The sequence below is a fragment of the Marinovum algicola genome (genome assembly GCF_900109145.1).
GTDB classification, from domain to species: Bacteria; Pseudomonadota; Alphaproteobacteria; order Rhodobacterales; family Rhodobacteraceae; genus Marinovum; species Marinovum algicola.
The window spans coordinates 36807-58402 of record NZ_FNYY01000004.1 but is presented as its reverse complement, the minus strand read 5'-3'; the positions used below and the strand labels follow the sequence as shown (position 1 = coordinate 58402).

21 protein-coding genes are annotated in these 21596 nt (G+C 66.1%); 18 read left to right on the top strand and 3 right to left on the bottom strand.

Features of this window, described 5'->3' with window-relative positions; translation table 11 throughout:
* Positions 1 to 145 precede the first annotated feature (145 nt).
* On the top strand, positions 146 to 1168 hold the full coding sequence (locus BMW90_RS07430; protein ID WP_048533143.1) for an aspartate-semialdehyde dehydrogenase: 1023 nt from the start codon (positions 146 to 148) through the stop codon (positions 1166 to 1168).
* A 234-nt stretch (positions 1169 to 1402) separates the two neighbouring features.
* A complete protein-coding gene (locus BMW90_RS07425; protein WP_139211255.1) occupies positions 1403 to 1756 on the top strand; it encodes a hypothetical protein in 354 nt (117 codons plus the stop codon).
* Positions 1757 to 1845: 89 nt separating this feature from the next.
* Here BMW90_RS07425 and BMW90_RS07420 read toward each other — a convergent pair whose 3' ends face one another.
* Positions 1846 to 2499: a carbonic anhydrase gene (locus BMW90_RS07420; RefSeq protein ID WP_048533141.1), complete on the bottom strand. Its 654-nt coding sequence runs from the start codon at positions 2497 to 2499 to the stop codon at positions 1846 to 1848.
* 133 nt (positions 2500 to 2632) lie between these two features.
* On the opposite strand from BMW90_RS07420, the gene BMW90_RS07415 reads away from it, so the two are divergent.
* The 4 genes from BMW90_RS07415 (at position 2633) to speB (ending at position 6367) form a co-directional block, all read left to right on the top strand.
* Complete coding sequence (locus tag BMW90_RS07415; protein ID WP_048533140.1) at positions 2633 to 3028, top strand: hypothetical protein; 396 nt, start codon at positions 2633 to 2635, stop codon at positions 3026 to 3028.
* 105 nt (positions 3029 to 3133) lie between these two features.
* Positions 3134 to 4546, top strand: a complete 1413-nt coding sequence (locus BMW90_RS07410) for a leucyl aminopeptidase family protein (RefSeq protein WP_074835871.1) — start codon at positions 3134 to 3136, stop codon at positions 4544 to 4546.
* Entirely contained in the window at positions 4543 to 5415 is an 873-nt protein-coding gene (locus BMW90_RS07405) for a C40 family peptidase (protein WP_074835869.1), read from the top strand. Before BMW90_RS07410 ends, BMW90_RS07405 begins: the two co-directional genes overlap by 4 nt.
* 1 nt (position 5416) lies before the next feature.
* Positions 5417 to 6367, top strand: a complete 951-nt coding sequence (speB, locus tag BMW90_RS07400) for an agmatinase (protein ID WP_074835868.1) — start codon at positions 5417 to 5419, stop codon at positions 6365 to 6367.
* Between the two features lie 56 nt (positions 6368 to 6423).
* Here the strand turns inward: speB and BMW90_RS07395 are convergent, their stop codons facing one another.
* On the bottom strand, positions 6424 to 6909 hold the full coding sequence (locus BMW90_RS07395; RefSeq protein WP_048533136.1) for a DUF3576 domain-containing protein: 486 nt from the start codon (positions 6907 to 6909) through the stop codon (positions 6424 to 6426).
* 297 nt (positions 6910 to 7206) lie between these two features.
* Between BMW90_RS07395 and BMW90_RS07390 the strand changes: the two genes are divergently transcribed.
* The 5 genes from BMW90_RS07390 (at position 7207) to BMW90_RS07370 (ending at position 12443) form a co-directional block, all read left to right on the top strand.
* Positions 7207 to 8259 (top strand): porin, encoded by a 1053-nt coding sequence (locus tag BMW90_RS07390; protein ID WP_048533134.1) that lies wholly within the window; start codon positions 7207 to 7209, stop codon positions 8257 to 8259.
* A 138-nt stretch (positions 8260 to 8397) separates the two neighbouring features.
* Positions 8398 to 9054, top strand: a complete 657-nt coding sequence (locus BMW90_RS07385; protein ID WP_074835866.1) for a YggS family pyridoxal phosphate-dependent enzyme — start codon at positions 8398 to 8400, stop codon at positions 9052 to 9054.
* Positions 9055 to 9554: 500 nt separating this feature from the next.
* Positions 9555 to 10007 (top strand): homoprotocatechuate degradation operon regulator HpaR, encoded by a 453-nt coding sequence (hpaR, locus tag BMW90_RS07380; protein WP_048533131.1) that lies wholly within the window; start codon positions 9555 to 9557, stop codon positions 10005 to 10007.
* Positions 10008 to 10097: 90 nt separating this feature from the next.
* Positions 10098 to 11429 carry a UDP-glucose dehydrogenase family protein gene (locus BMW90_RS07375; RefSeq protein ID WP_074835865.1) on the top strand — a complete coding sequence of 444 codons (1332 nt, stop codon included), beginning with the start codon at positions 10098 to 10100 and terminating at the stop codon, positions 11427 to 11429.
* A gap of 3 nt (positions 11430 to 11432) precedes the next feature.
* Positions 11433 to 12443 carry an NAD-dependent epimerase/dehydratase family protein gene (locus tag BMW90_RS07370; protein ID WP_074835863.1) on the top strand — a complete coding sequence of 337 codons (1011 nt, stop codon included), beginning with the start codon at positions 11433 to 11435 and terminating at the stop codon, positions 12441 to 12443.
* Positions 12444 to 12728: 285 nt separating this feature from the next.
* Here BMW90_RS07370 and katG read toward each other — a convergent pair whose 3' ends face one another.
* A complete protein-coding gene (gene katG, locus BMW90_RS07365; RefSeq protein ID WP_139211253.1) occupies positions 12729 to 14900 on the bottom strand; it encodes a catalase/peroxidase HPI in 2172 nt (723 codons plus the stop codon).
* Between the two features lie 154 nt (positions 14901 to 15054).
* Here katG and BMW90_RS07360 point away from each other — a divergent pair, with 154 nt between their 5' ends.
* The 7 genes from BMW90_RS07360 (at position 15055) to BMW90_RS07330 (ending at position 21482) form a co-directional block, all read left to right on the top strand.
* Positions 15055 to 16005, top strand: a complete 951-nt coding sequence (locus tag BMW90_RS07360; protein ID WP_074835860.1) for a hydrogen peroxide-inducible genes activator — start codon at positions 15055 to 15057, stop codon at positions 16003 to 16005.
* Positions 16006 to 16185: 180 nt separating this feature from the next.
* Complete coding sequence (locus tag BMW90_RS07355; protein ID WP_048533120.1) at positions 16186 to 16431, top strand: DUF4170 domain-containing protein; 246 nt, start codon at positions 16186 to 16188, stop codon at positions 16429 to 16431.
* 35 nt (positions 16432 to 16466) lie between these two features.
* Complete coding sequence (locus tag BMW90_RS07350) at positions 16467 to 17651, top strand: 3-deoxy-D-manno-octulosonic acid transferase (RefSeq protein WP_074835859.1); 1185 nt, start codon at positions 16467 to 16469, stop codon at positions 17649 to 17651.
* Entirely contained in the window at positions 17651 to 18640 is a 990-nt protein-coding gene (lpxK, locus tag BMW90_RS07345; protein WP_074835857.1) for a tetraacyldisaccharide 4'-kinase, read from the top strand. The genes BMW90_RS07350 and lpxK overlap by 1 nt, the downstream gene beginning before the upstream one ends.
* A 165-nt stretch (positions 18641 to 18805) precedes the next feature.
* Positions 18806 to 19279, top strand: a complete 474-nt coding sequence (smpB, locus tag BMW90_RS07340; protein WP_074835856.1) for an SsrA-binding protein SmpB — start codon at positions 18806 to 18808, stop codon at positions 19277 to 19279.
* 155 nt (positions 19280 to 19434) lie between these two features.
* Positions 19435 to 20292 (top strand): 3-mercaptopyruvate sulfurtransferase, encoded by an 858-nt coding sequence (gene sseA / locus BMW90_RS07335; protein WP_048533114.1) that lies wholly within the window; start codon positions 19435 to 19437, stop codon positions 20290 to 20292.
* Between the two features lie 5 nt (positions 20293 to 20297).
* Entirely contained in the window at positions 20298 to 21482 is a 1185-nt protein-coding gene (locus BMW90_RS07330) for an amino acid aminotransferase (RefSeq protein ID WP_074835854.1), read from the top strand.
* Positions 21483 to 21596: the final 114 nt, after the last annotated feature.

The window sequence follows — 21596 nt, the reverse complement described above, 5'->3', positions numbered from 1 at the left end:
ACCGCCGGGGGGCGGCCGCAGGCCGGGGGGCAGAGCCCCCCTGCACCCGGCCCGCCAGGAGCGTTGCGGCGAATGCCCCTTTAACAACCGGCCGCAACCCTGTATCAGGCGCCCCATTCATACCGAGACGAAGGAAAAGGAACCGATGGGTTATCGAATCGTCGTCGCAGGCGCCACCGGCAACGTGGGCCGCGAAATGCTCAACATCCTCGCCGAACGGGGCTTCCCCGTCGACGAGATCGCAGTGCTGGCTTCGCGCCGGTCGCTGGGCACCGAAGTGAGCTTTGGCGACAAGACGCTCAAGACCAAGGACATCGAGGGCTTCGACTTCGCGGGCTGGGACATGGCGCTGTTTGCCATCGGCTCCGATGCCACCAAGAAATACGCCCCGATCGCGGCCGCGGCCGGCTGCGTGGTGATCGACAATTCCTCGCTCTATCGCTACGATCCCGATGTGCCGCTGATCGTGCCCGAGGTGAACGCCGATGCGATCGAGGGCTATGCCAAGAAGAACATCATCGCCAACCCCAACTGCTCGACCGCGCAGATGGTGGTGGCGCTCAAGCCGCTGCACGACCGCGCCCGCATCAAGCGCGTCGTGGTCTCGACCTATCAGTCGGTCTCCGGCTCGGGCAAGGACGGCATCGACGAGCTCTGGGATCAGACCAAGGCGGTCTACAACCCGACCGACGAATACGAACGCAAGGTCTACCCCAAGCAGATCGCCTTCAACGTCATTCCGCATATCGATGTCTTCCTCGAGGACGGCTCGACCAAGGAAGAATGGAAGATGGTCGCCGAGACCAAGAAGATCGTCGACCCGTCGATCAAGGTCACCGCGACCTGCGTGCGGGTGCCGGTCTTTGTCGGCCACTCCGAAGCGCTGAATGTCGAATTCGAGGATTTCCTCGACGAGGACGAGGCGCGCGACATCCTGCGCGAGGCGCCGGGCGTCATGGTGATCGACAAACGCGAGGATGGCGGCTATGTCACGCCGGTCGAATGTGTCGGCGATTTCGCCACCTTCATCAGCCGCATCCGCCAGGACAGCACGATCGAAAACGGCCTGAACCTGTGGTGCGTCTCGGACAACCTGCGCAAGGGCGCGGCGCTCAACGCAGTGCAGATCGCCGAGACCCTGGGCAACCGGGTGCTGAAAAAAGGCTGATCTCCGTCAAGAGGTTACGAGACAAGGGCCGCCCCCGGGGCGGCCCTTTTTCTTTGCCGTGGGGCATGGGGCAGGGGCCCTGAAGACCGCAGGCAAATGTCCACCTTCTTCACGCGATATTCACGTCTGCGAAACATTGTGTTGCAGTATAGACGCTCCGCACAATATATGAAAACACCTGCCCCGGTGTTGCCACAATCCGCGAGCACGCTAGATGCGTAGGAGGTTATGAGCATGGCACATCACATTGAAATCCTCGCCGGGCCCGGTCTGGCACAGACCCGCTGGCGGGGTCCGGAAAGCAGCAATCGGCTGGATTGCGAAACCGGTGTTCTACTGCGGGCAATGCTGGCCCCGGTGTTCCAACAGGCAACAAGCTGGGGCAACCTGAGCCGCAAACTGGCGCGCAAGGGCTTCGGCCTAGGCTTCCACCAAGGACGGCTTGTCCTGACCGACATGGACAGCGGCGAGCGGATCTGCTCGTGCAAATATCTCGGTCATCCGCTTCGGGCGCTGAGCCTGCGGCTGGGCCGGGCCAAGGTGCTCGCCTCGCACGATGGCCGCGGCCGCGGTGTCCTTCTGGCCTGACCCCGGTTTTCGGCCGGTGGCAAAACCGGCCCGACGTCAGGCCCGATCCAGCAGCCTTGCCGGGGTTTGACGCCCGGCGCAGGCCGAGCTCAGCCCACCGGGCGGAACTGATCCGATGCCGGATTGTATTCCTCGAGCGCCCCTTCGCCGATGCCGGTCCACAGGCCGTGCAGCGACAGGGCACCGCTCTTGACCCGCTCTTCGACGAAGGGAAAGGTCATCAGGTTTTCCAGCGAGATCACCACCGAGCGCTTTTCCAGCGCGCGCGCCTGGGCCTCGCCCTCGGGCGCATCCTTGATCGCGTCGTAACCGGGCCGCAGGATGTCCATCCAGCGCCCGACAAAGGAATTGGGCTTTTCCAGCTCCGGCGCCTTGCCGTTGCACATGTCGATGCAGCCCTGCACCCCGCCACATTGCGAATGCCCCAGCACGATCAGATGCGCCACCTTGAGCGCGGTAACCGCGTATTCCACGGCCGCCGAGGTGCCGTGGTGGTCGCCGTCCGGCGCATAGGGCGGCACCAGATTGGCGATATTGCGGTGAATGAAGAATTCCCCGGTGTCGGCGCCAAAGATCGAGGTCACGTGAACCCGGCTGTCACAGCAGGAAATCACCATCGCGCGGGGCCGCTGCCCTTCGGTGGCAAGTCGGCGATACCACGCGGCGTTTTCGGCGTAATCGGTGGCTTTCCATCCCTGATAACGCTGGACCAGGTACTTCGGCAGGCTCTTGGCGTGTTCCATTGGCGGTCTCCCGTCTTCTTTCCGCGCAGCGGTGATACGCCCGAATTGCCGAGAATTCGAGCGAAATAATCTGTCGTCCGCAAGGTTTCCAAAACTCTTTGCCGTCATCCTAAGCCAGGCCGTGGGGGCGTGAATGAAGGTGGGAACCGTGGAACGGATAGGAATGCTCGCATATGACGAAGGCGTCAGGCTCGACCAGGAGCGGATCGAAGACCTCTATCGCCGCATGGGCGACGCCGGCGCCGAGGATGTGGTGTGCCGCGCGCTCGAGGAAATTGCGGTGCGCATGTCTTACGCCAACAAGCTGCACAAGCGCGGCGATCTGGCCGAGATGCGCAAATGCCTGCGCTCGCTGTCGCGGATCGCCGATCAAATCGGGATGGTCGCGCTCTCTTCGGTGGCGCGCGATGTCTGTGCCTGCATCGATCAGAACGATGCGGTGGCCATGGCGGCCACGCTGTCGCGGCTGGCGCGCACCGGCGACCGATCGCTGACGGCGATCTGGGATTTGCAGGAATTCATGATGTAGCCCCCCGCGCTGGCGGCAGGACACGAGACAATCGCACCTCTGCCCTTGCAGGTGCGCCCGGGCAGGCTAGGCTGCGGCAAAATTCATTCCGCCGGAGTAACTGTCATGCCGCAGGACCATCCCCTGACATTCGCCGATGCCGATCAGGCATCGATCCCGCTTGCCCTGCTCACCGCCGAGGCCTTTGACGGCTGGCGCCTGGCCCAGGAGCCGGGCGCGCGCGGCTGGGCCGAAGCCAATGGCTTTGTGGCCGGGCCGGGGCAGGTGCTGCTGTTTCCTGGTGACGATGGCGCGCCCGAGGCCGCCCTGGGCGGTGTCGGATCGGCCAAGGACCGGGCCCGCGGTCGCTTTGCCCTTGCCGCCGTGGCGCAGAGCCTGCCGGCGGGCACCTATCACATCGAAAGCGGGCTGCCACAGGAACCGGCTGATATCGAGGCCGAGCTTCTTGGCTGGCTTCTCGCCGGCTACAGCTTTGACACCTATAAGGAAAAAACCGGGAAACAGGTCCGCCTCGTGGCCCCCGAAGGGGTCGATACCGCCCGGATCGAGGCGATTGCGGCCGGCGAGGCGCTGACCCGCGACCTGATCAACACCCCCGCCAACGACATGACGCCCGACGGGTTGCAGGCCGCCGCCGCAGCGCTGGCGCATGACCACGGCGCGCAATGCAGCGTGATCGGCGGCACCGAGCTTCTGGCCGAGAACTTTCCGCTGATCCACGCCGTCGGCCGCGCCTCGGATTGCGCCCCGCGGCTGATCGACATGCGCTGGGGCCAGTCCGGCCCCAAGGTGACGCTGGTGGGCAAGGGCGTGTGTTTCGACACCGGCGGGCTCAATCTCAAGCCCGGCAGTTCGATGGGGCTGATGAAAAAGGACATGGGCGGGGCTGCCACGGTGCTGGGGCTGGCGCAGATGATCATGGCGCTGGATCTGCCGGTGCAGCTGCGCGTGCTGATTCCGGCGGTGGAAAACTCGGTCTCGGCCGGCGCCTTCCGCCCCGGCGACATCCTGACCTCGCGCAAGGGGCTGACGGTCGAGATCAACAACACCGATGCCGAGGGCCGTCTGGTGCTGGCCGATGCGCTGGCACTGGCCTGCGAAGAGGAGAGCGACCTGGTGATCTCGATGGCCACGCTCACCGGCGCCGCCCGGGTGGCGGTGGGCCCCGATCTGGCGCCTTTCTACGCCGATGACGCCACCGCCGCCGCACTCGAGGCCGGCGGCAGGCGGGCGCACGATCCGCTTTGGCGCTTGCCCTTCTGGGAGCCTTACGAGACGATGATCGAACCCGGCATCGCCGATCTCGACAATGCGCCCAAGGGCGGGTTCGCGGGCTCGATCACCGCCGCGCTCTTCCTTCGCCGTTTCGTGAACGAGGATACCCGCTACGCGCATTTCGACATCTACGGCTGGCAACCCGAGGCCCGGCCCGGCCGGCCCAAGGGCGGCGTCGGCATGGGCGCGCGCGCCATCCTCGCCGCGCTGCCCGACCTGATGGGGCTGGAGCCGGCGGAATGACCGCCGACCCCCGGGTGCTCAAATCCAACGGCCGTGTGGCGCATGTCTCGCTCGAAGGGCAGGTGGCGGCGGCGCGGTTCACCGAAGGGGAGCTTTGGCAGGTGGTGACCGCCACCGCCGTGATCAGCGATGCCGGCGGAGCCAGGCGCGAACGCGAGCTTTTGCTCGGACAGGGCTTTCGCGTGCTCGAGGTGAGCGATGGCATGGCTTTCGGCTATTGCGAGCACAACGGTTACGTCGGCCATGTCGAGACCGACGCCCTGTCACGTGACATGCCGGCACCGACCCACCGGGTCGCTACGCGGATGAGCTATTGCAAGTCCGACCCGGATCTCAAGGCGCGCAACGAAGTTGCGGTTCTGCCGCATGGCGCCCGGGTCGCCACCCGCGATCAGAGCGGCGATTGGACCGAAATCGCCATCTGCGCCGGCGCAGACAAGGTAACGGCCTGGGTCTGGGCCCCCTCCGCGCATCTGGCGCCGCTGGCGCAGCGCTGCGCCGATCCGGTCGCGGTGGCCCGGCTCTACCTCGGAACGCCTTATCTCTGGGGCGGCAATTCGGCCTTCGGGATCGATTGTTCCGGGCTCGTCGAGGCCGGGTGCCTGGCCTGCGGCATCCCCTGTCCCGGCGATTCCGACCTGCAAGAGGCGGCGCTGGGCGCTACCCTGGCCGCGGATGCCGCGCTGCGCCGCGGCGATCTCCTGTTCTGGAAAGGTCACGTCGGCTGGGTTGCCGGCGCAGACCTTTTGCTCCACGCCAACGCCCATCACATGGCGGTGGCGGAAGAGCCGCTGGCTGCGGCCATTGCGCGAATCGCGGCCCAGGGCGGAGGCCCGGTCACCCGCCGCGCACGACTGGAAAGGCACTGACATGACACAGGATTTCTTTACCCCCGTCTCGGGCATGGAACTGCCGCGCTTTGCCGGCGTGCCGAGTTTCATGCGCTTGCCGGTGGTTCCCCCCGGCCATGCCCGGTTCGACGAGGTCGACATCGGCCTGATCGGCGTCCCCTGGGACAGCGGCACCACCAACCGCCCCGGGCCGCGCCACGGCCCGCGCCAGTTGCGCGACGCCTCGACGATGATCCGCGCCGAGAACGCCGCGACCCGGGTGCGCCCCTTCGAGGCGGCCAATTGCGCCGATCTGGGCGATGTCGGCATCAACCCGGCCGATATTGACGATTCGATGGATCGGATCACGGCGTTTTATCAAAGGCTTGTCCTTGCCGGCATCCGGCCGCTCACGGCCGGCGGCGATCACCTGACCTCGCTGCCGGTGCTGCGCGCCCTGGCCGAGGACGGGCCGCTGGGCATGGTGCATTTCGACGCCCATACCGATCTCTTCCACAGCTATTTCGGCGGCACGATGTACACCCATGGCACGCCCTTCCGCCGCGCCATCGAGGAAGAGCTGCTCGATCCGGCGCGGGTGGTCCAGATCGGCATCCGCGGCACCGCCTATGACTTCGAGGACCGCGATTTCGCCAAGGCGGTCGGCGTCCGGGTCATCCCGATCGAAGAATTCTTTGCCCGTGGCGTCACCGATGTGATGGCCGAGGCCTGCGAGATCGTCGGCGAGGCTCCGGTCTATGTCAGCTACGACATCGATTTCGTCGACCCGGCCTTCGCGCCGGGCACCGGCACGCCGGAAATCGGCGGCCCGAATTCCTTTCAGGCGCAACAGGTGGTGCGGGGCCTTGCCGGGCTCGACATCGCGGGGGCCGATCTGGTCGAGGTCTCACCGCCGTTCGACACCAGCGGCGCCACCGCCTGGCTCGGCGTGTCGCTGATGTTCGAACTTCTCTGCGTGATGACCGGCTAGGCCCGTCCGGCCGTGGCCGAACGTCCCGGCCCCTCAGAGGCTCCTGAAGGCGGGGGTCAAAGGCGCTTGTCCTGGGCCCGCAGCTGGCGGGCGCGGGTCAAGATGGCATCTTCGATGGCGCGGGCGGTCTCGGCGGAGACCGGTCCGGCGCGGGTCTGAAGCGCGAGGTTGAGCGAGCGGGCGTCCAGCGCCGGATCGGTGACATAGATCGTCGCACGATAGGCGCGGCCACCGCCCGGGGGCGTGCCATAGCCGGTGGTGATCACCCCGGTGAAGGGATCGACCGACTCGACCGGCAGGAAATCCAGCACTTCGAGCGCGGCATTCCAGATATATTTGTTGACCTTGCCGATCCGCGAACGGTCCTGCGGCCCGCGGAAGAAATCCCACAGCGTCGAGCGCGGCGCGCCCCGGTTGCCGTAGATTTCCTCCTCCAGCACCTCGTCGGTGCTGCGTCCCGGAGCGAACTGCGCGCCACAGGCCGTCAGCGCAAGCATGGCGGCCGCCAGAAGAATCGCGGCTTTTCTGGAAGTGGCGGTCATCAAGCGCTCCTGGCCGATAGGTTTCGGTGACGTCAGGCCCCTCAATACAAGCCGGGGCCAGAGACGACAAGATCCTCATTCGCAATCCCAATCCGCGGTTTTTCGGGTGACAGAAGGGTGCGCTGACGGGGGTATTCGCCGGGGCCTGATTTCTTGTGACAAAAGCGCATCACTCATGGCCTTGTTGCCGCCACAGTTTCGGCACGCGCTTGCATCGGGAGGGTCGGAAGGTGCATGAGAGGCTCATCAAGACCGGGCGACCGGTTTGGTACGTGCACAAGACACATGAGGGAAACAATGAAAAACATTCTGTTTGCAACCACCGCACTGGTCGCAACCGCAGGCTTCGCTTCGGCAGAAGTCACCGGCTCCGGCGCTGGCACCATTGACATCACCGGCCTGGCCGAGATGGGCATCATGGGAGGCGAAAACATCAACTTCGCTGGTCCGCTCGCCACTGGCACCACCGACCAGGAAGCTCAGTTCTTCACCGACATCGACGTCACCTTCTCCATGTCCGGCACCGCCGACAACGGCCTGACCTTCGGTGCGGCTGTCGACCTCGACGAAGGCGGCGCAGTGTCGAACGCGACCCAGAACAACGCAGACGACGGTGGCGTTGCCATGTTCGTTTCCGCTGGCGGCGCGACCCTGACCATGGGTGACACCAACGGTGCATTCGACCAGGCGCTGAAAGAAACCAACTTCGCAGGCGGTTCCATCGGCGACAACGAAGAGCACGTTGCATTCGGCGGCTTCGGCAACAACGGCCTCGACGGCTTCTACGACGGTCAGATCGCGCGTTTCGACTATGCTTTCAGCAACGTCACCGCATCGCTGTCGGCTGAAATCGACGACGCTGGCAACGACGACCCGGTCTGGGGTGTCGGTGTCCGTTACTCCGGCGAGTTCTCGGGCGTTGCTCTGGGCGTCGGCGTTGGCTACCAGTCGGTCAACGACGTGAACACCATCAGCTTCGGCGGTCTGCCGGTTGCCAACGACGCTTCGGCTTCGGTTGTGGGTGTGTCGGTTGACGCGGGCTTCGCCAACGGCGTGACCACCGGCTTCTCCTTCACCCAGCTCGAAATCGACGGTGACGAAGCAACCCACGGCGCTCTGGGCCTCGGCTACGAGATGAACGCTCTGGCAGTCGGCGTGAACTTCGGCCAGTACATGATCGACGGCGATGAGTACACCTCGGGCTTCGGCATCGCGGCGACCTACGACCTCGGCGGCGGCCTCTCGGCCAAAGCAGGTTACGGCAACTCGACCGTTCACGACCAGTTCACCACCACCGGTGACGACGAGAACGGCAACAGCTGGTCCGTCGGTCTGGCAATGTCGTTCTAAGAACGGCGCCAGCCACAGTTAGGGAAGAGCGGGTCGCAAGACCCGCTCTTTTCTTTTTTGAAGCCCTGGTTTTCCGGTGGCGCTTTTCCTCTGGCCCGTGCGAAGGATAGCAGCGGGACAAGACTGACGAGGCGCGCTATGGGACTGAACGAGATCACCGAACGGATGCACAAGGCCGAGGCCGCCGCCGGGCGCGAGACCGGGGCCACCCGGCTGATTGCGGTGTCCAAGAAGCAGCCCGACGACCGCGTTGCCGCCGTTCTCGATCAGGGGCATCGGATCTTTGGCGAAAACCGGGTACAGGAGGCCGCCGGCAAATGGCCCGGCTTCCGCGAGCGCTATGACGGCATCGATCTGCACATCATCGGTCCGCTTCAGACCAACAAGGCGCGCCAGGCCATGGAACTGGCGCAGGCAATCCATTCCCTCGACCGTCCCAAGTTGGCCCAGACGCTGGCGCGGCTGGCCCAGGAACTGGGGCAGTGCCCCGAGCTCTTTGTTCAGGTCAACACCGGCGAAGAGCCGCAGAAGGCCGGCGTCCTGCCGGCCGAGATCGACGGCTTTGTCAGCGAGTGCCGGGCGCTCGATCTTCCGGTGCGCGGGTTGATGTGCATTCCGCCGGTCGACGAGGCCGCCAGCCTGCACTTTGCCCTGCTGGCCAAGTTTGCCGCGCGCAACGGGCTGGGCGGCCTGTCGATGGGCATGTCAGGCGATTTCGAAGAGGCCATCGCGCTGGGGGCCACCCACGTCCGCGTCGGATCGGCTATCTTCGGCGCGCGGCCGGCCCCGGCCTGAGGCCGAATTCTATACGAACGTATAGGCCTCCTATCCGACAAGACATATGGCCATCCGGGTGAACCGCTGCCTTTAGTGCGCTCACCATGCGACAAACGGAGCATGGGGGTTCCTACCGCACTGCGATCCCGGAGAGACACGGGGGCGGTCAGGACCTGGACGGTCGTTCTGAACTCTGTTGGGTTCATCACTCACGGAACGATCCGTCGGCGGGCGGCTGGGGGAGCGGTCGCCCGCCTATAGGGCGCGTCTGTGCCATCGCCCGAAATTTCGCCCCTTTCCGGTATTTTGTCGGCCTGTTCACGGTATCGTGTTCTGGCGGGCTGTGCGACCCTTCCCGTTTGTCAGCCACCCTGCTGCGCGGTAACTGTGGTATCTGCGTAGTTCACACCGTGCCTCAGACGCTTGTGCTTTACGCTATCGCGGCTTACGGAAGCAAAAACGGTACCAATTGGCTCATTTTTGTGATCCGATGGCGTGGCAGGGAGTAAAAAAGCAATATGACGCAAGACGCCGCAGATTTTCCGCCAGTCGATTTGCCGCCCACCGATCAATCCTTGCCAATCGCTCTCTTGCGCGCCCGAGAGAGGTTAATGATCCCGATCCGCGAGGCCCTGCAAGTCACCGGCCTCACGGAACAGCAGTGGCGGCTCTTGCGGGTGCTTGAGGAATTCGGCCCTCAGGACGCCACCAAGCTGGCCGAGCGCGCCAGCCTTCTGATGCCCAGCCAGACCCGGATTGTGCAGAACCTGTCCGAAAAGGGCTATGTCACCCGCCGCACCAATCCCGAAGACCGCCGCAGGCAGGTGGTGTCGATCACCGCCGCGGGTCATCAGGTGCTGGTCAAGAACGCCCCCAAGGCGCGAGAAATCTCCGACGAGGTGGCGGCCGCCCTCGGCGAAGAGAAGGTCAAGATGCTGGTTTCGATCCTGGACGACATCATTCACATGTGATGCTTCGGTCCTGCGGCGCGACCCGAGGATTGGTCTTGCATCGCTGGCCGCGCTGCCGCAGAACGGCAGACATTCTGGCTGGAGGTTTTCATGAAGATCGCAATGCTCGGCACCGGTTACGTGGGGCTCGTCTCCGGCGTCTGTTTCTCGGATTTTGGCCATGAGGTGGTCTGTGTGGACAAGGATCCGCGCAAGATCGAAATGCTCAAGGCCGGCAAGGTTCCGATTTTCGAGCCCGGTCTCGACCGGCTGATGGCCACCAATGTCGAGGCAGGCCGGCTGACCTTCACCCTCGATCTGGCCGAGGCGCTGGACGGCGCGGATGCGGTGTTCATCGCCGTCGGCACGCCGACCCGGCGCGGCGATGGCCATGCCGATCTGACCTATGTGATGGCCGCGGCGCGAGAGATCGCCGGGACCGCCAAGGATTACATCGTGGTGGTCACCAAATCGACGGTCCCGGTCGGCACCAACCGCAAGGTGGCGCAGGAGCTGGCGGCGGCCAATCCCGATCTTCAATTCGACGTCGCCTCGAACCCCGAGTTCCTGCGCGAAGGCGCGGCGATCGACGATTTCATGAAGCCCGACCGCGTGGTCGTCGGCGTCCAGACCGAGCGCGCGGCGCAGGTCATGGCCGAGATCTACCGGCCGCTCTTCCTGCGCGATTTTCCGATCGTCACCACCGATCTCGAGTCGGCCGAGATGATCAAATACGCCGCCAATGCCTTTCTCGCCACCAAGATCACCTTCATCAACGAAATCGCCGCGCTTTGCGAAAAGGTCGGCGCCGACGTCAAGCAGGTGTCCAAGGGCATGGGCCTCGACGGCCGCATCGGCAACAAGTTCCTGCATGCCGGCCCCGGCTATGGCGGGTCCTGCTTTCCCAAGGATACCAAGGCGCTGGCCCGGATCGGCCAGGAACACGCCAGCCCGATGCAGATCACCGAGGCGGTCATCCAGATCAACGAGGAGGTCAAGCGCCGCATGGTCGAGAAGTTGCGCGACCTCTGCGACGGCAGCTTCAACGGCAAGACCGTCGCCGTGCTCGGCGTGACCTTCAAGCCCAATACCGACGACATGCGCGACGCGCCGTCGCTGACCATCGTGCCGGCGCTGGTGGGCGGTGGCGCCAGGGTGCGGGTCACCGATCCGCAGGGCCGCCACGAAGGCGAGGCGCTCTTGCCCGGCGTCGAATGGTGCGCCGATGCCTATGAGGCCGCGGACAAGGCCGATGTGGTGGTGATCCTGACCGAGTGGAACGAGTTCCGCGCGCTGGATCTCGAGCGGATCGCCGGCGGCATGGTGACGCCGCGCATGGCCGATCTGCGCAATATCTACTCCGAGGCGGTTGCGCTTGGCGCGGGCTTTGCCGAATACACCTCGATCGGGCGCGGCCGGGAAGCCAGCGCGCAGGCGGGCTGAGCCATGCCCAAGGCGCTGGTCACCGGCTCGGCCGGCTTCATCGGCTTTCATCTGTGCCAGCGGCTACTCGCCGATGGCTACGAGGTCATCGGCCTCGACGCGATGACCGATTACTACGACGTCACGCTGAAGCAGCGCCGGCAGGCGATGCTGTTGCAGGCCCCGGGGTTTCGCGCCGTCACCGACCGGATCGAGCGCGACGGGGTGCTGCAAGAGCTGATCGCGGCGGAGCGGCCGGATGTGATCGTGCATCTCGCCGCCCAGGCCGGGGTGCGTTATTCCATCGACAACCCGCAGAGCTATGTCGAGGCCAACCTGATCGGCACCTTCAAGCTGCTGGAAGCGGTGCGCGCTACGCCCTGCGCGCATCTTTTGATGGCCTCGACTTCTTCGGTCTATGGCGCCAATACCGAGATGCCTTATGCCGAGGGGCACAAGGCCGATACCCAGATGTCGTTTTACGCCGCCACCAAGAAGGCGAACGAGGCGATGGGCCATTCTTATGCCCATCTCTACGACCTGCCGATCACCATGTTCCGCTTCTTCACCGTCTACGGGCCCTGGGGGCGGCCGGACATGGCGCTGTTCAAGTTCACCAAGGCGATCCTGAACGGCGAGGCGATCGACGTCTACAACCACGGCGACATGCGCCGTGATTTCACCTATATCGACGATCTGGTCCAAGGTATCCGCCTGCTGATCGATGCGGTGCCGGAACGGCCCGGGGATGGCGTCGTGGCCGATGGCGACAGCCTGTCGCCGGTGGCGCCGTTCCGGGTGGTGAACATCGGCAATTCCGAGCCGGTGCAGCTTCTGGCTTTCATCGAGGCGATCGAAGCGGCCATCGGGCAGAAGGCCAGGCGCAACTACATGGAGATGCAGCCCGGCGACGTGCCCGCCACCTGGGCCGACGCCTCGCTGTTGCAGACCCTGACCGGGCACCGCCCGCAGACCGACGTGACAGCCGGCGTCGCGGCTTTTGTGGACTGGTATCGGGACTACTACGGGGTGTGACCCGTTCGCCCCCGCGCCCCGGGCCCGACCCGGGGCCCCTTGGTTCCGGGCGCGCGGTCCCGGAGCGGGGTCCGGGACGGGTGGTTTGCGGCAAGGACGCTGCGCAGACGGTCACGCGGCGCGGTGAGGCGGCTACGGTTTTCCAGCAAACAGGGGAGCATCTTCGCGCCCCGGGCCTGACCCGGGGCCTCTTGGTTCCGGGCGCGCGGTCCCGGAGCGGGGTCCGGGACGCGAGGGTTTCGGGGCGCGCCGTCCGGGGCTTGCACGGGCGACGCGCGTCTTGGCTCAGGCCGCCGCTTCGAGGTCGAAGCGGTCGGCGTTCATTACCTTGGTCCAGGCCGCGACGAAGTCACGCGCGAATTTCTCGGCGTGGTCGTCCTGGGCATACAGTTCGCAATAGGCCCGCAGGATCGAGTTTGACCCGAAGACCAGATCGAGCCGGGTGGCGGTCCATTTCTCTTCGCCGGTCTTGCGGTCGATGATCGCATAGGAGCCGTCGTCCTTCTTCTCCCAGCGGTTCGACATGTCGGTCAGGTTGACAAAGAAGTCTTGAACCAGCGCGCCTTCGCGGTCGGTGAACACCCCGTGCTTGCTGCCGCCGTGGTTGGTGCCCAGCATCCGCATGCCGCCGACCAGCACGGTCATCTCCGGCGCGGTCAGGCCGAGAAGCTGGCTGCGGTCGACCAGAAGCTCCTCGGGCGGCACCCCGAGATCCTCCTTCAGCCAGTTGCGATAGCCATCGGCGAAGGGCTCCAGCGGATTGAAGCTCTCGGCGTCGGTCATCGCTTCGCTGGCATCGCCCCGGCCCGGGGCAAAGGGCACGTCGACGGTCAGGCCGGCGGCGGCGATGGCCTTTTCGATCCCGACATTGCCGCCCAGAACGATGGCGTCCGCGAGCGAGGCCCCGGCGTCCTTGGCCAGCGGCGCGAGCGTGTCCAGCACCCGGGCCAGACGCTCCGGCTCGTTGCCTTGCCAGTCCTTCTGCGGCGCAAAGCGGATGCGCGCGCCATTGGCGCCGCCGCGCAGGTCCGAGCCGCGGTAGGTGCGCGCGGCGTCCCAGGCTGTCGAGACCAGCTCCGAGACCGACAATCCGCTGTCGGCGATGCTGGCTTTCAGCGCCGCGACGTCATAATCGGTCGCGCCGGCGGGGATCGGGTCCTGCCAGATCAGGTCTTCCTGCGGCACATCGGGCCCGATGTAGCGCACCTTGGGGCCCATGTCGCGGTGGGTCAGCTTGAACCAGGCGCGGGCGAAGGTGTCCTTGAAATACTCGGGATCGGCCATGAACTTCTGGCAGATCTCGTTGTAGATCGGGTCAACCTTCATTGCCATGTCGGCATCGGTCATCATCGGCATGGTGCGCTTGGACGGGTCCGAGGCATCGACCGGCATGTCCTCTTCGCGGATGTCCACCGGCTTCCACTGCTTTGCCCCGGCGGGGGATTCGGTCAGCTCCCACTTGTAGCCGAAGAGCATGTCGAAATAGCCCATGTCGAATTTGGTGGGATCGGCGGTCCAGGCCCCCTCGATCCCCGAAGAGATGGCGTTCGACGCCTTGCCGCCCTGGTTCTGGTTGACCCAGCCAAAGCCCTGCGCCTCGACGCCGGCCGCTTCCGGGTCCGGTCCGAGGGTCGAGGCGTCGCCTGCGCCATGTGCCTTGCCGATCGAGTGGCCGCCGGCGGTCAGCGCCGCGGTTTCCTCGTCGTTCATCGCCATGCGGGCAAAGGTTTCCCGCACATGCAGCGCGCTGCGCGCCGGATCGGGGTTGCCGTTGACGCCCTCGGGATTGACGTAGATCAGCCCCATCTGCACCGCCGCCAGCGGGCCGGTCATGGTGCCCGGATCTTCGATATCGCCGTAGCGTTCGTCCGACGGCGCCAGCCATTCCTTTTCCTCGCCCCAGAAAACATCGTTCTCGGGGTGCCAGATGTCCTCGCGGCCGAAGGCAAAGCCAAAGGTCTTCAGGCCCATGGATTCATAAGCCATGTTGCCGGCGAGGATCATCAGGTCGGCCCAGGAGATCCTGTTGCCGTATTTCTTCTTGATCGGCCAGAGCAGGCGGCGTGCCTTGTCGAGGCTGACGTTGTCGGGCCAGGAATTGAGCGGCGCAAAACGCTGGTTACCGGTGTTGCCACCGCCGCGACCGTCAGAGAGGCGATAGGAACCGGCCGAGTGCCAGGCCATCCGCACCATCAGCCCGCCATAGTGGCCCCAGTCCGCCGGCCACCAGTCCTGGCTGTCGGTCAGGAGCGCTTCGACGTCCTTTTTCAAGGCGTCGACATCGAGCTTTTTCAGCTCTTCGCGATAGTCGAAATCCTTGGGCATCGGATTCACCTTGGCATCGTGCTGATGCAGGATGTCGAGGTTGAGCGCGTTCGGCCACCAGTCGCGCGAGCGGCGCCCGGCCGGGCTGCTGCCATGCATCACCGGGCATTTGCCCATATCGTTACCGTCCATGTCCTTGTCTCCCATGATTGGCTGTCGTGACTTGCTTGTCAGGCACCCAACCGGTTTGCGCCACGCGGCGAATCCGGCTGGTCTGACGCGAGGCTAACAAAGGATTTCGATACAAGAAAATTGTATTTACGGATCGTTGTGATAATTAAATCTTATGATCAATCTGACCCTGAGACAATTGCGCTATTTCGAGGCGCTGGCACGGCACGGCCATTTCGGCCAGGCGGCGGCAGCCTGTTCGGTGTCACAGCCGGCCTTGTCGGTGCAGATCAAGGACATGGAGGAAATTCTCGGGGCGCCGCTCTTCGAGCGCGGCACCCGGCAGGCGCGGCTGACCGGCTTCGGCGAGGCGCTGGCGCCCAGGGTGCGCGAGATCCTCGGCGCGGTGGACGAACTGGGCGAGATGGCGCGGGCGACGCGCGGGCGTCTGATCGGGCGGCTCAGGATCGGGGTGATCCCCACCGTCGCGCCCTATCTGCTGCCCCGGGTGATCGCCGCGCTGACCCGGGGGTATCCCGGCATCGACCTGCACATCCGCGAGACTCTGACCGAGACGCTGATCGACGAGCTGACCGGCGGCCGGATCGATTGCGCCATCGTTGCCCTGCCGATCTCGGAAAGCGGGTTGACCGAGGTGGCGCTGTTCGATGAGGATTTCATGCTGGTGCGGCCCCGGGCGGATGCGGACAAGCCTGTGCCAGACCGCGAAAAACTGCGCGAGATGCGGCTCTTGCTGCTGGAAGAGGGGCATTGCTTCCGCGATCAGGCGCTCAGCTTCTGCAACATCCGCTCGGCGCTGTCGCGCGATGGGCTGGACGGCTCGTCGCTGACCACGCTGGTGCAGATGGTGGGCGCCGGCATCGGCGTGACGCTGATCCCCGAGATGGCGGTCGCGGTCGAGACCCGATCGGCCGATGTCGCGGTCTCGGCTTTCACCGAGGTCCGGCCCTCGCGCACCATCGGCATGATCTGGCGCAAGACCTCGCCGCTGGCGGCACAGCTCGCCGAACTGGCCACGGTGGTGCGCGCGGCGGGCACAGGGGCCGCCCGAGAGACCCGACCCGGGTCTGCCCCGGGTCCTCGTGGCCCCGGGGGCGCGGGCTGAAACGGCATGCAACGCGGCGCGAGCCCCCGGCGCGCTGGGCGGGAGGGGGCGAGGCATGGCGGGAAGGTTCGGGGCTGGAGCCGGTTTGCGGCGCCGGCGGAGGGCGAGATCCCGGCACCTTGACCCCGGCCCCTGCGGCGGTAGGTTCTGGGGCACATCACCGGCCAAGAGGAACCCTGAATGACCCAGCGTCTGCACCTTGTCTTTGGCGGCGAGCTTGTCGATCCCTCGGGAACCACCTTCAAGAACGTCGACGACATCCATGTCGTGGGAATTTTCCCCGATTACCAGACCGCCTACAATGCCTGGAAGGCCGAGGCCCAGCGCACGGTGGACAATGCCCACATGCGCTATTTCATTTCGCATCTGCACCGGATGCTGGACGAAGAGGCCGAAGGCTCGCCGACCGAAGAGGTTGAAAACTGACAGATCAGCCGCGCCCCCTGACCGTTCAGGCCCATATGGCCTGGGCCCGCCGCCGCGAGCGGCAGGACAGGATCTATCCGCCCCGGCCGCCGGGGCTTCTGGTCTGGGTCCATGCCACACGTGGCGAGCGCATCTCGGCCATCATGCAGCTGGCCGCGCGGTTGATCTCGCAGCGGTCGAATGCCTACGTGCTGGTCACCCTGGCCCCCGGCGTGACCGGGCCGAAACGGTTGAAGAAACAGATCATCATGGTGCCGGCCCCCGGCCTGCACCCCGAGGACATGCGCGAGTTTCTGGCGCATTGGCGGCCCGAGCTCTGCCTGTGGACCTGTGGCGATCTGGTGACCTCGCATGTGGTGACGGTGGCCGAGGCCGGGCTGGCGCTGTACCTGGTGGATGCACGCGAGGACGGGTTCGACACCCGTCCGGTGCCGCTGCTGCCCGACCCGGCGCCGGTGCTGCTGGAATATTTCACCGCGGTCATGGCCTCGGACGCCAATGCCGCACGGCGGCTGCGCAAGCTCGGCATGGCCGAGGAAGACCTGACCATCACCGGACCGCTGCAAGAGGGCAGCGCCGCGATCGGCTGCAACCAGACCGACCTGGCCGATATGCGCTCCGCCATCGGCACCCGGCCGGTCTGGCTGGCGGCGATGGTGCAGCCGGAAGAGCTGACCACGGTATTGCGCGCCCATCGCGCGGTCTCGTCCTGGGCGCATCGGCTGCTGTTGATCATCGTGCCGGACAAGCCCGAGATGGGCGATGACATGGCAAGACGGATGGAGCGCGGCGGCATGAGTTTCACCCGCTGGTCCGACAGCGAGTTTCCCGACGAGACAACCGAGGTGCATCTCGCCGACACCTACGGCGAGATGGGCCTGTGGTATCGGCTGTCGCCGATCTCCTTCATGGCCTCGTCGCTGGTGGCCGGGCATGGCGGCTGCGATCCGTTCGAGCCGGCGGCGCTGGGCTCGGCGATCCTCTACGGCCCCAACATCGGCCGGCATCTGCACGCCTATTCGCGCCTGGCCGAGGCCGGTGCGGCGCGAATCGTGCGCGACACCGACACGCTGACCACGGCGCTCAAGCAGCTGGTGGCCCCCGACCGGGCGGCGGCGATGTCGCTGGCCGCCTGGGAGATCGTGTCGGAGGGTGCGCAGGTGTCGGACCGGATCATGGATCTGATCCAGGACGCGCTCGACCTGGCCGAGGTGACCTGATGCGCGCGCCCGGCTTCTGGTTTACCCCGCCGGACCGGCTGGCTCTGGCGGCGCGCGCGCTGGCGCCGCTCGGCGCGCTGACCGCGCGGGCGACGGCGCGGCGGGTGGCGCGGGCGCCCGATCTGCGCGCCGAGGTGCCGGTGATCTGCGTCGGCAACCTCAATGCCGGCGGCACCGGCAAGACGCCGACGACGATGGACCTGCTGATGCGGCTGAGGGCGCGGGGGCGCCGACCGGTCGTTCTGTCGCGCGGCCACGGCGGCGCGCTGGAAGGGCCGGTCGTGGTCGATCCCAAGCGCCACGGCGCGGCGGATGTCGGCGATGAGCCGCTGTTGCTTGCGGCCTTTGCGCCGGTGGTGGTGGCGCGCGACCGGGCGGCGGGCGCCCGGCTGGCGGTGGCGGACGGCGCCGATGTTCTGGTGATGGACGACGGGTTCCAGAACCCGGGGCTGGCCAAGGACCTGTCTCTGGTGGTGGTGGATGCGGCCAAGGGCTTCGGCAACGGGCGGTGCCTGCCGGCGGGGCCGCTGCGCGAGCCGGTGGCGGCGGGGCTGGCGCGCGCCGATCTGCTGCTGTCGATTGGCGGGGCGGCGGCGCAGGCCGAGTTTCGCGCCACCTGGGGCGGGGCGATCAGCGTGCCGCATGTGACCGGCCGGCTGGAGCCCTTGCAGACCGGCATGGACTGGCAGGGGCTGCCGGTTCTGGCCTTTGCCGGGATCGGCCATCCGGAAAAGTTCTTTGCCACGCTGCGGGCGCTTGGCGCCGATCTGCGGCGCGGCGAGGCGCTGGAGGATCACCAGCCGCTGACCGCGGCCTTGATGGCGCGGCTCGAGGCGGAGGCGGCGGCGCAGGGGGCGCAGCTGGTCTGCACCGAGAAGGATGCGGTGCGCTTGCCGGCGGAGTTCCGGCAGAAGGTGCTGACCGTGCCGGTGCGTTTGGCGATTGCCGAGGATGCGGCTTTGGAGGCGGCGCTGGACCGGGCGCTGTAGCCCGACCCGCCCCGTCGCGCCAAAGGTGCACCGGCGATGATCGGCGCGCCACCCCGCCGATCGGCAACCGCGCGACTTGCGCTCCGGGGTGCGCAGCTCCTGTTTGACCCGTCTGCCATCAAGCCCTTGATGGACACGCCCCGCCGCCCGATATAGTCAGGTCCAATGGCCAAGAAGAAACAGACCGATCCGAACTACAAGGTGCTCGCGGAAAACCGCCGGGCCCGCTACGATTATGCCATCGCCGATGACGTCGAATGCGGCATGATCCTCACCGGTTCCGAGGTCAAATCCCTGCGCGAAACCTCGGCCAATATCGCCGAGAGCTATGCCGCCGTCGAGGATGGCGAGCTCTGGCTGGTGAACTCCTATATCGCGCCTTACGACCGTGCGATGTTTCCGCATGAAGAGCGCCGCCGCCGCAAGCTTCTGGTCTCCCGGAAGGAGCTGTCGCGGCTGTGGAACGAGACCCAGCGCAAGGGCATGACCCTGGTGCCGCTGGTGCTCTATTTCAACCACAAGGGTCTGGCCAAGCTCAAGATCGGCATCGCCAAGGGCAAGAAGAACTACGACAAGCGGGCGACCGATGCCAAGCGCGACTGGAACCGGCAGAAACAGAGGTTGCTGAAGGACGGCTAGGCCAGCGCCGCCCGGCACGCCGGCGCGGTGACAGGTCATCGCCCTCGCCGCGCCCGCACTGTGGCGGCGGGCGATGCGGGGCTGACCGGACAGCCCACTTGTCTCCTTCCCTGGGCTTGGATAGGAAGGGCCAATCGCATTTTTCAGGGGGCTTCATGGCGCAGGACGATCCCGGAACGCTGGTCTCGACCGACTGGTTGGCGCAACATCTCAAGGATCCGGATCTTCGCATCCTGGATGCCAGCTGGCACATGCCGGACGCCGGCCGTGACGCCCGTGCCGAATACGAGGCCGGGCATATCCCCGGCGCGCGTTTTTTCGACATCGACGAGATCAGCGACGCCCGTTCGGACCTGCCGCACATGGTGCCGCCGGTCGAGAAATTCATGAGCCGGATGCGCAGCCTGGGCGTCGGTGACGGCCATCAGGTGGTGGTCTATGACAGCACCGGCCTGTTCTCGGCGGCGCGGGTCTGGTGGCTGTTCCGGCTGATGGGCCAGGACAATATCGCCGTGCTCGACGGCGGTCTGCCGAAATGGCAGGCCGAGGGCCGCGAGATCGAGGACATGGCGCCGGTGATCCGTGACCGCCACATGACGGTGCGGGTGCAGAACGGCCTCGTGCGCGATGTCACCCAGGTCAGCGCTGCGGCCAAGCTGGGCACCCATGCCATCGTCGACGCCCGCAGCCCGACGCGCTTTACCGGCGAGACGCCGGAGCCGCGCGAGGGGCTGCGCTCGGGCCATATCCCCGGCGCGCGCAACGTGCATTACGCCAGCCTGCTGAATGCCGATGGCACCATGAAATCACCCGACGAGACCCGCGCCATCTTCGAGGCGGCGGGGGTCGATCTGTCCAAACCGGTCATTACCTCCTGCGGGTCCGGCGTGACGGCGGCGATCCTGTCGCTGGCACTGGAACGCATGGGGAAGGCCGATCATTCGCTTTATGACGGCTCCTGGGCCGAGTGGGGGCAATTCCCCACCGTGCCCGTTGCCACTGGAGAGGCCTGACGCCCATGCTGTCACATCTGACCGATCAACCCGCCGACAAGATCCTCGAGTTGATGAAGCTCTATCGCGACGATCCCCGGCCGCAAAAGATCGACCTCGGGGTCGGCGTCTACAAGGATGCCGACGGCAAGACGCCGATCTTTCGCGCCATCAAGGCGGCGGAAAAGAAACTCTGGGAGCAGGAAGAGACCAAGAGCTATGTCGGGCTGATCGGCGATCCGGCGTACCGCGATGCGCTGGCCGGTCTGATCCTCGGCGACGCGGTGCCCAGCGACAAAATCGCCGGCGCGGCGACGCCCGGCGGCACCGGCGCGGTGCGCCAGTGCTTCGAGCTGGCGCGGATGGCCAACCCGGACGTGCGGGTCTGGGTCTCCGATCCGACCTGGCCGAACCACCTGTCGATCCTCAAGTTTATGGGGCTGCCGACGCAATCCTATCGCTATTTCGACAGCGAGACCCGGGCGGTGGATTTCGACGGCATGATGGCCGATCTGGCCGAGGCGCAACCCGGCGACCTGGTGCTGCTGCACGGCTGCTGCCACAACCCGACCGGGGCCAACCTGAACATGTCGCAATGGCAGGCGGTGGTCGACCTGCTCTTGAAGACCGGCGCGACGCCGATGATCGACATCGCCTATCAGGGCTTTGGCGACGGCCTGGATGCGGATGCGGCGGGCACCCGGCTGGTGGCCTCTTCGGTGCCCGAGCTGCTGATCGCGGCCTCCTGCTCGAAGAACTTCGGCATCTACCGCGAGCGCGCGGGCCTCGCCCTGGCGATCAGCCAGGAGGCGGCGCGGCGCGACACGCACGAAGGCGCGCTGGCCTTCCTCAACCGGCAGAACTTCTCCTTCCCGCCGGATCACGGCACGCGGCTGGTGACGCTGGTGCTGACCGATCCCGATCTGCGCGCCGACTGGGCGTCCGAGCTGGAGGACATCCGGCTGGGCATGCTCAAGCTGCGCGAGCAGCTGGCGGCGGAATTGCAGGCGGCCTCAGGCTCGGACCGCTTCGGCTTTGTCGCCGAACACCGTGGCATGTTCTCGCGCCTCGGCACCACCCCGGAGATGGTCGAACGTCTGCGCGAGGATCACGCGATCTACATGGTGGGCGACAGCCGGATGAACATCGCCGGGCTCAACGCCCACACCGTTCCCGTGCTGGCCAAGGCCATCGTCGACACCGGCATCTGAGGCCTTGCGGGGGCAGGGGGCTCTGCCCCCGTCCGGCAGAGCCGGACTCCCCCGAGGGTATTTTGAGCAAGAGGAAAGCAAGGGCCGGTCCGTCAGGGGCCGGCCCGCTATGTT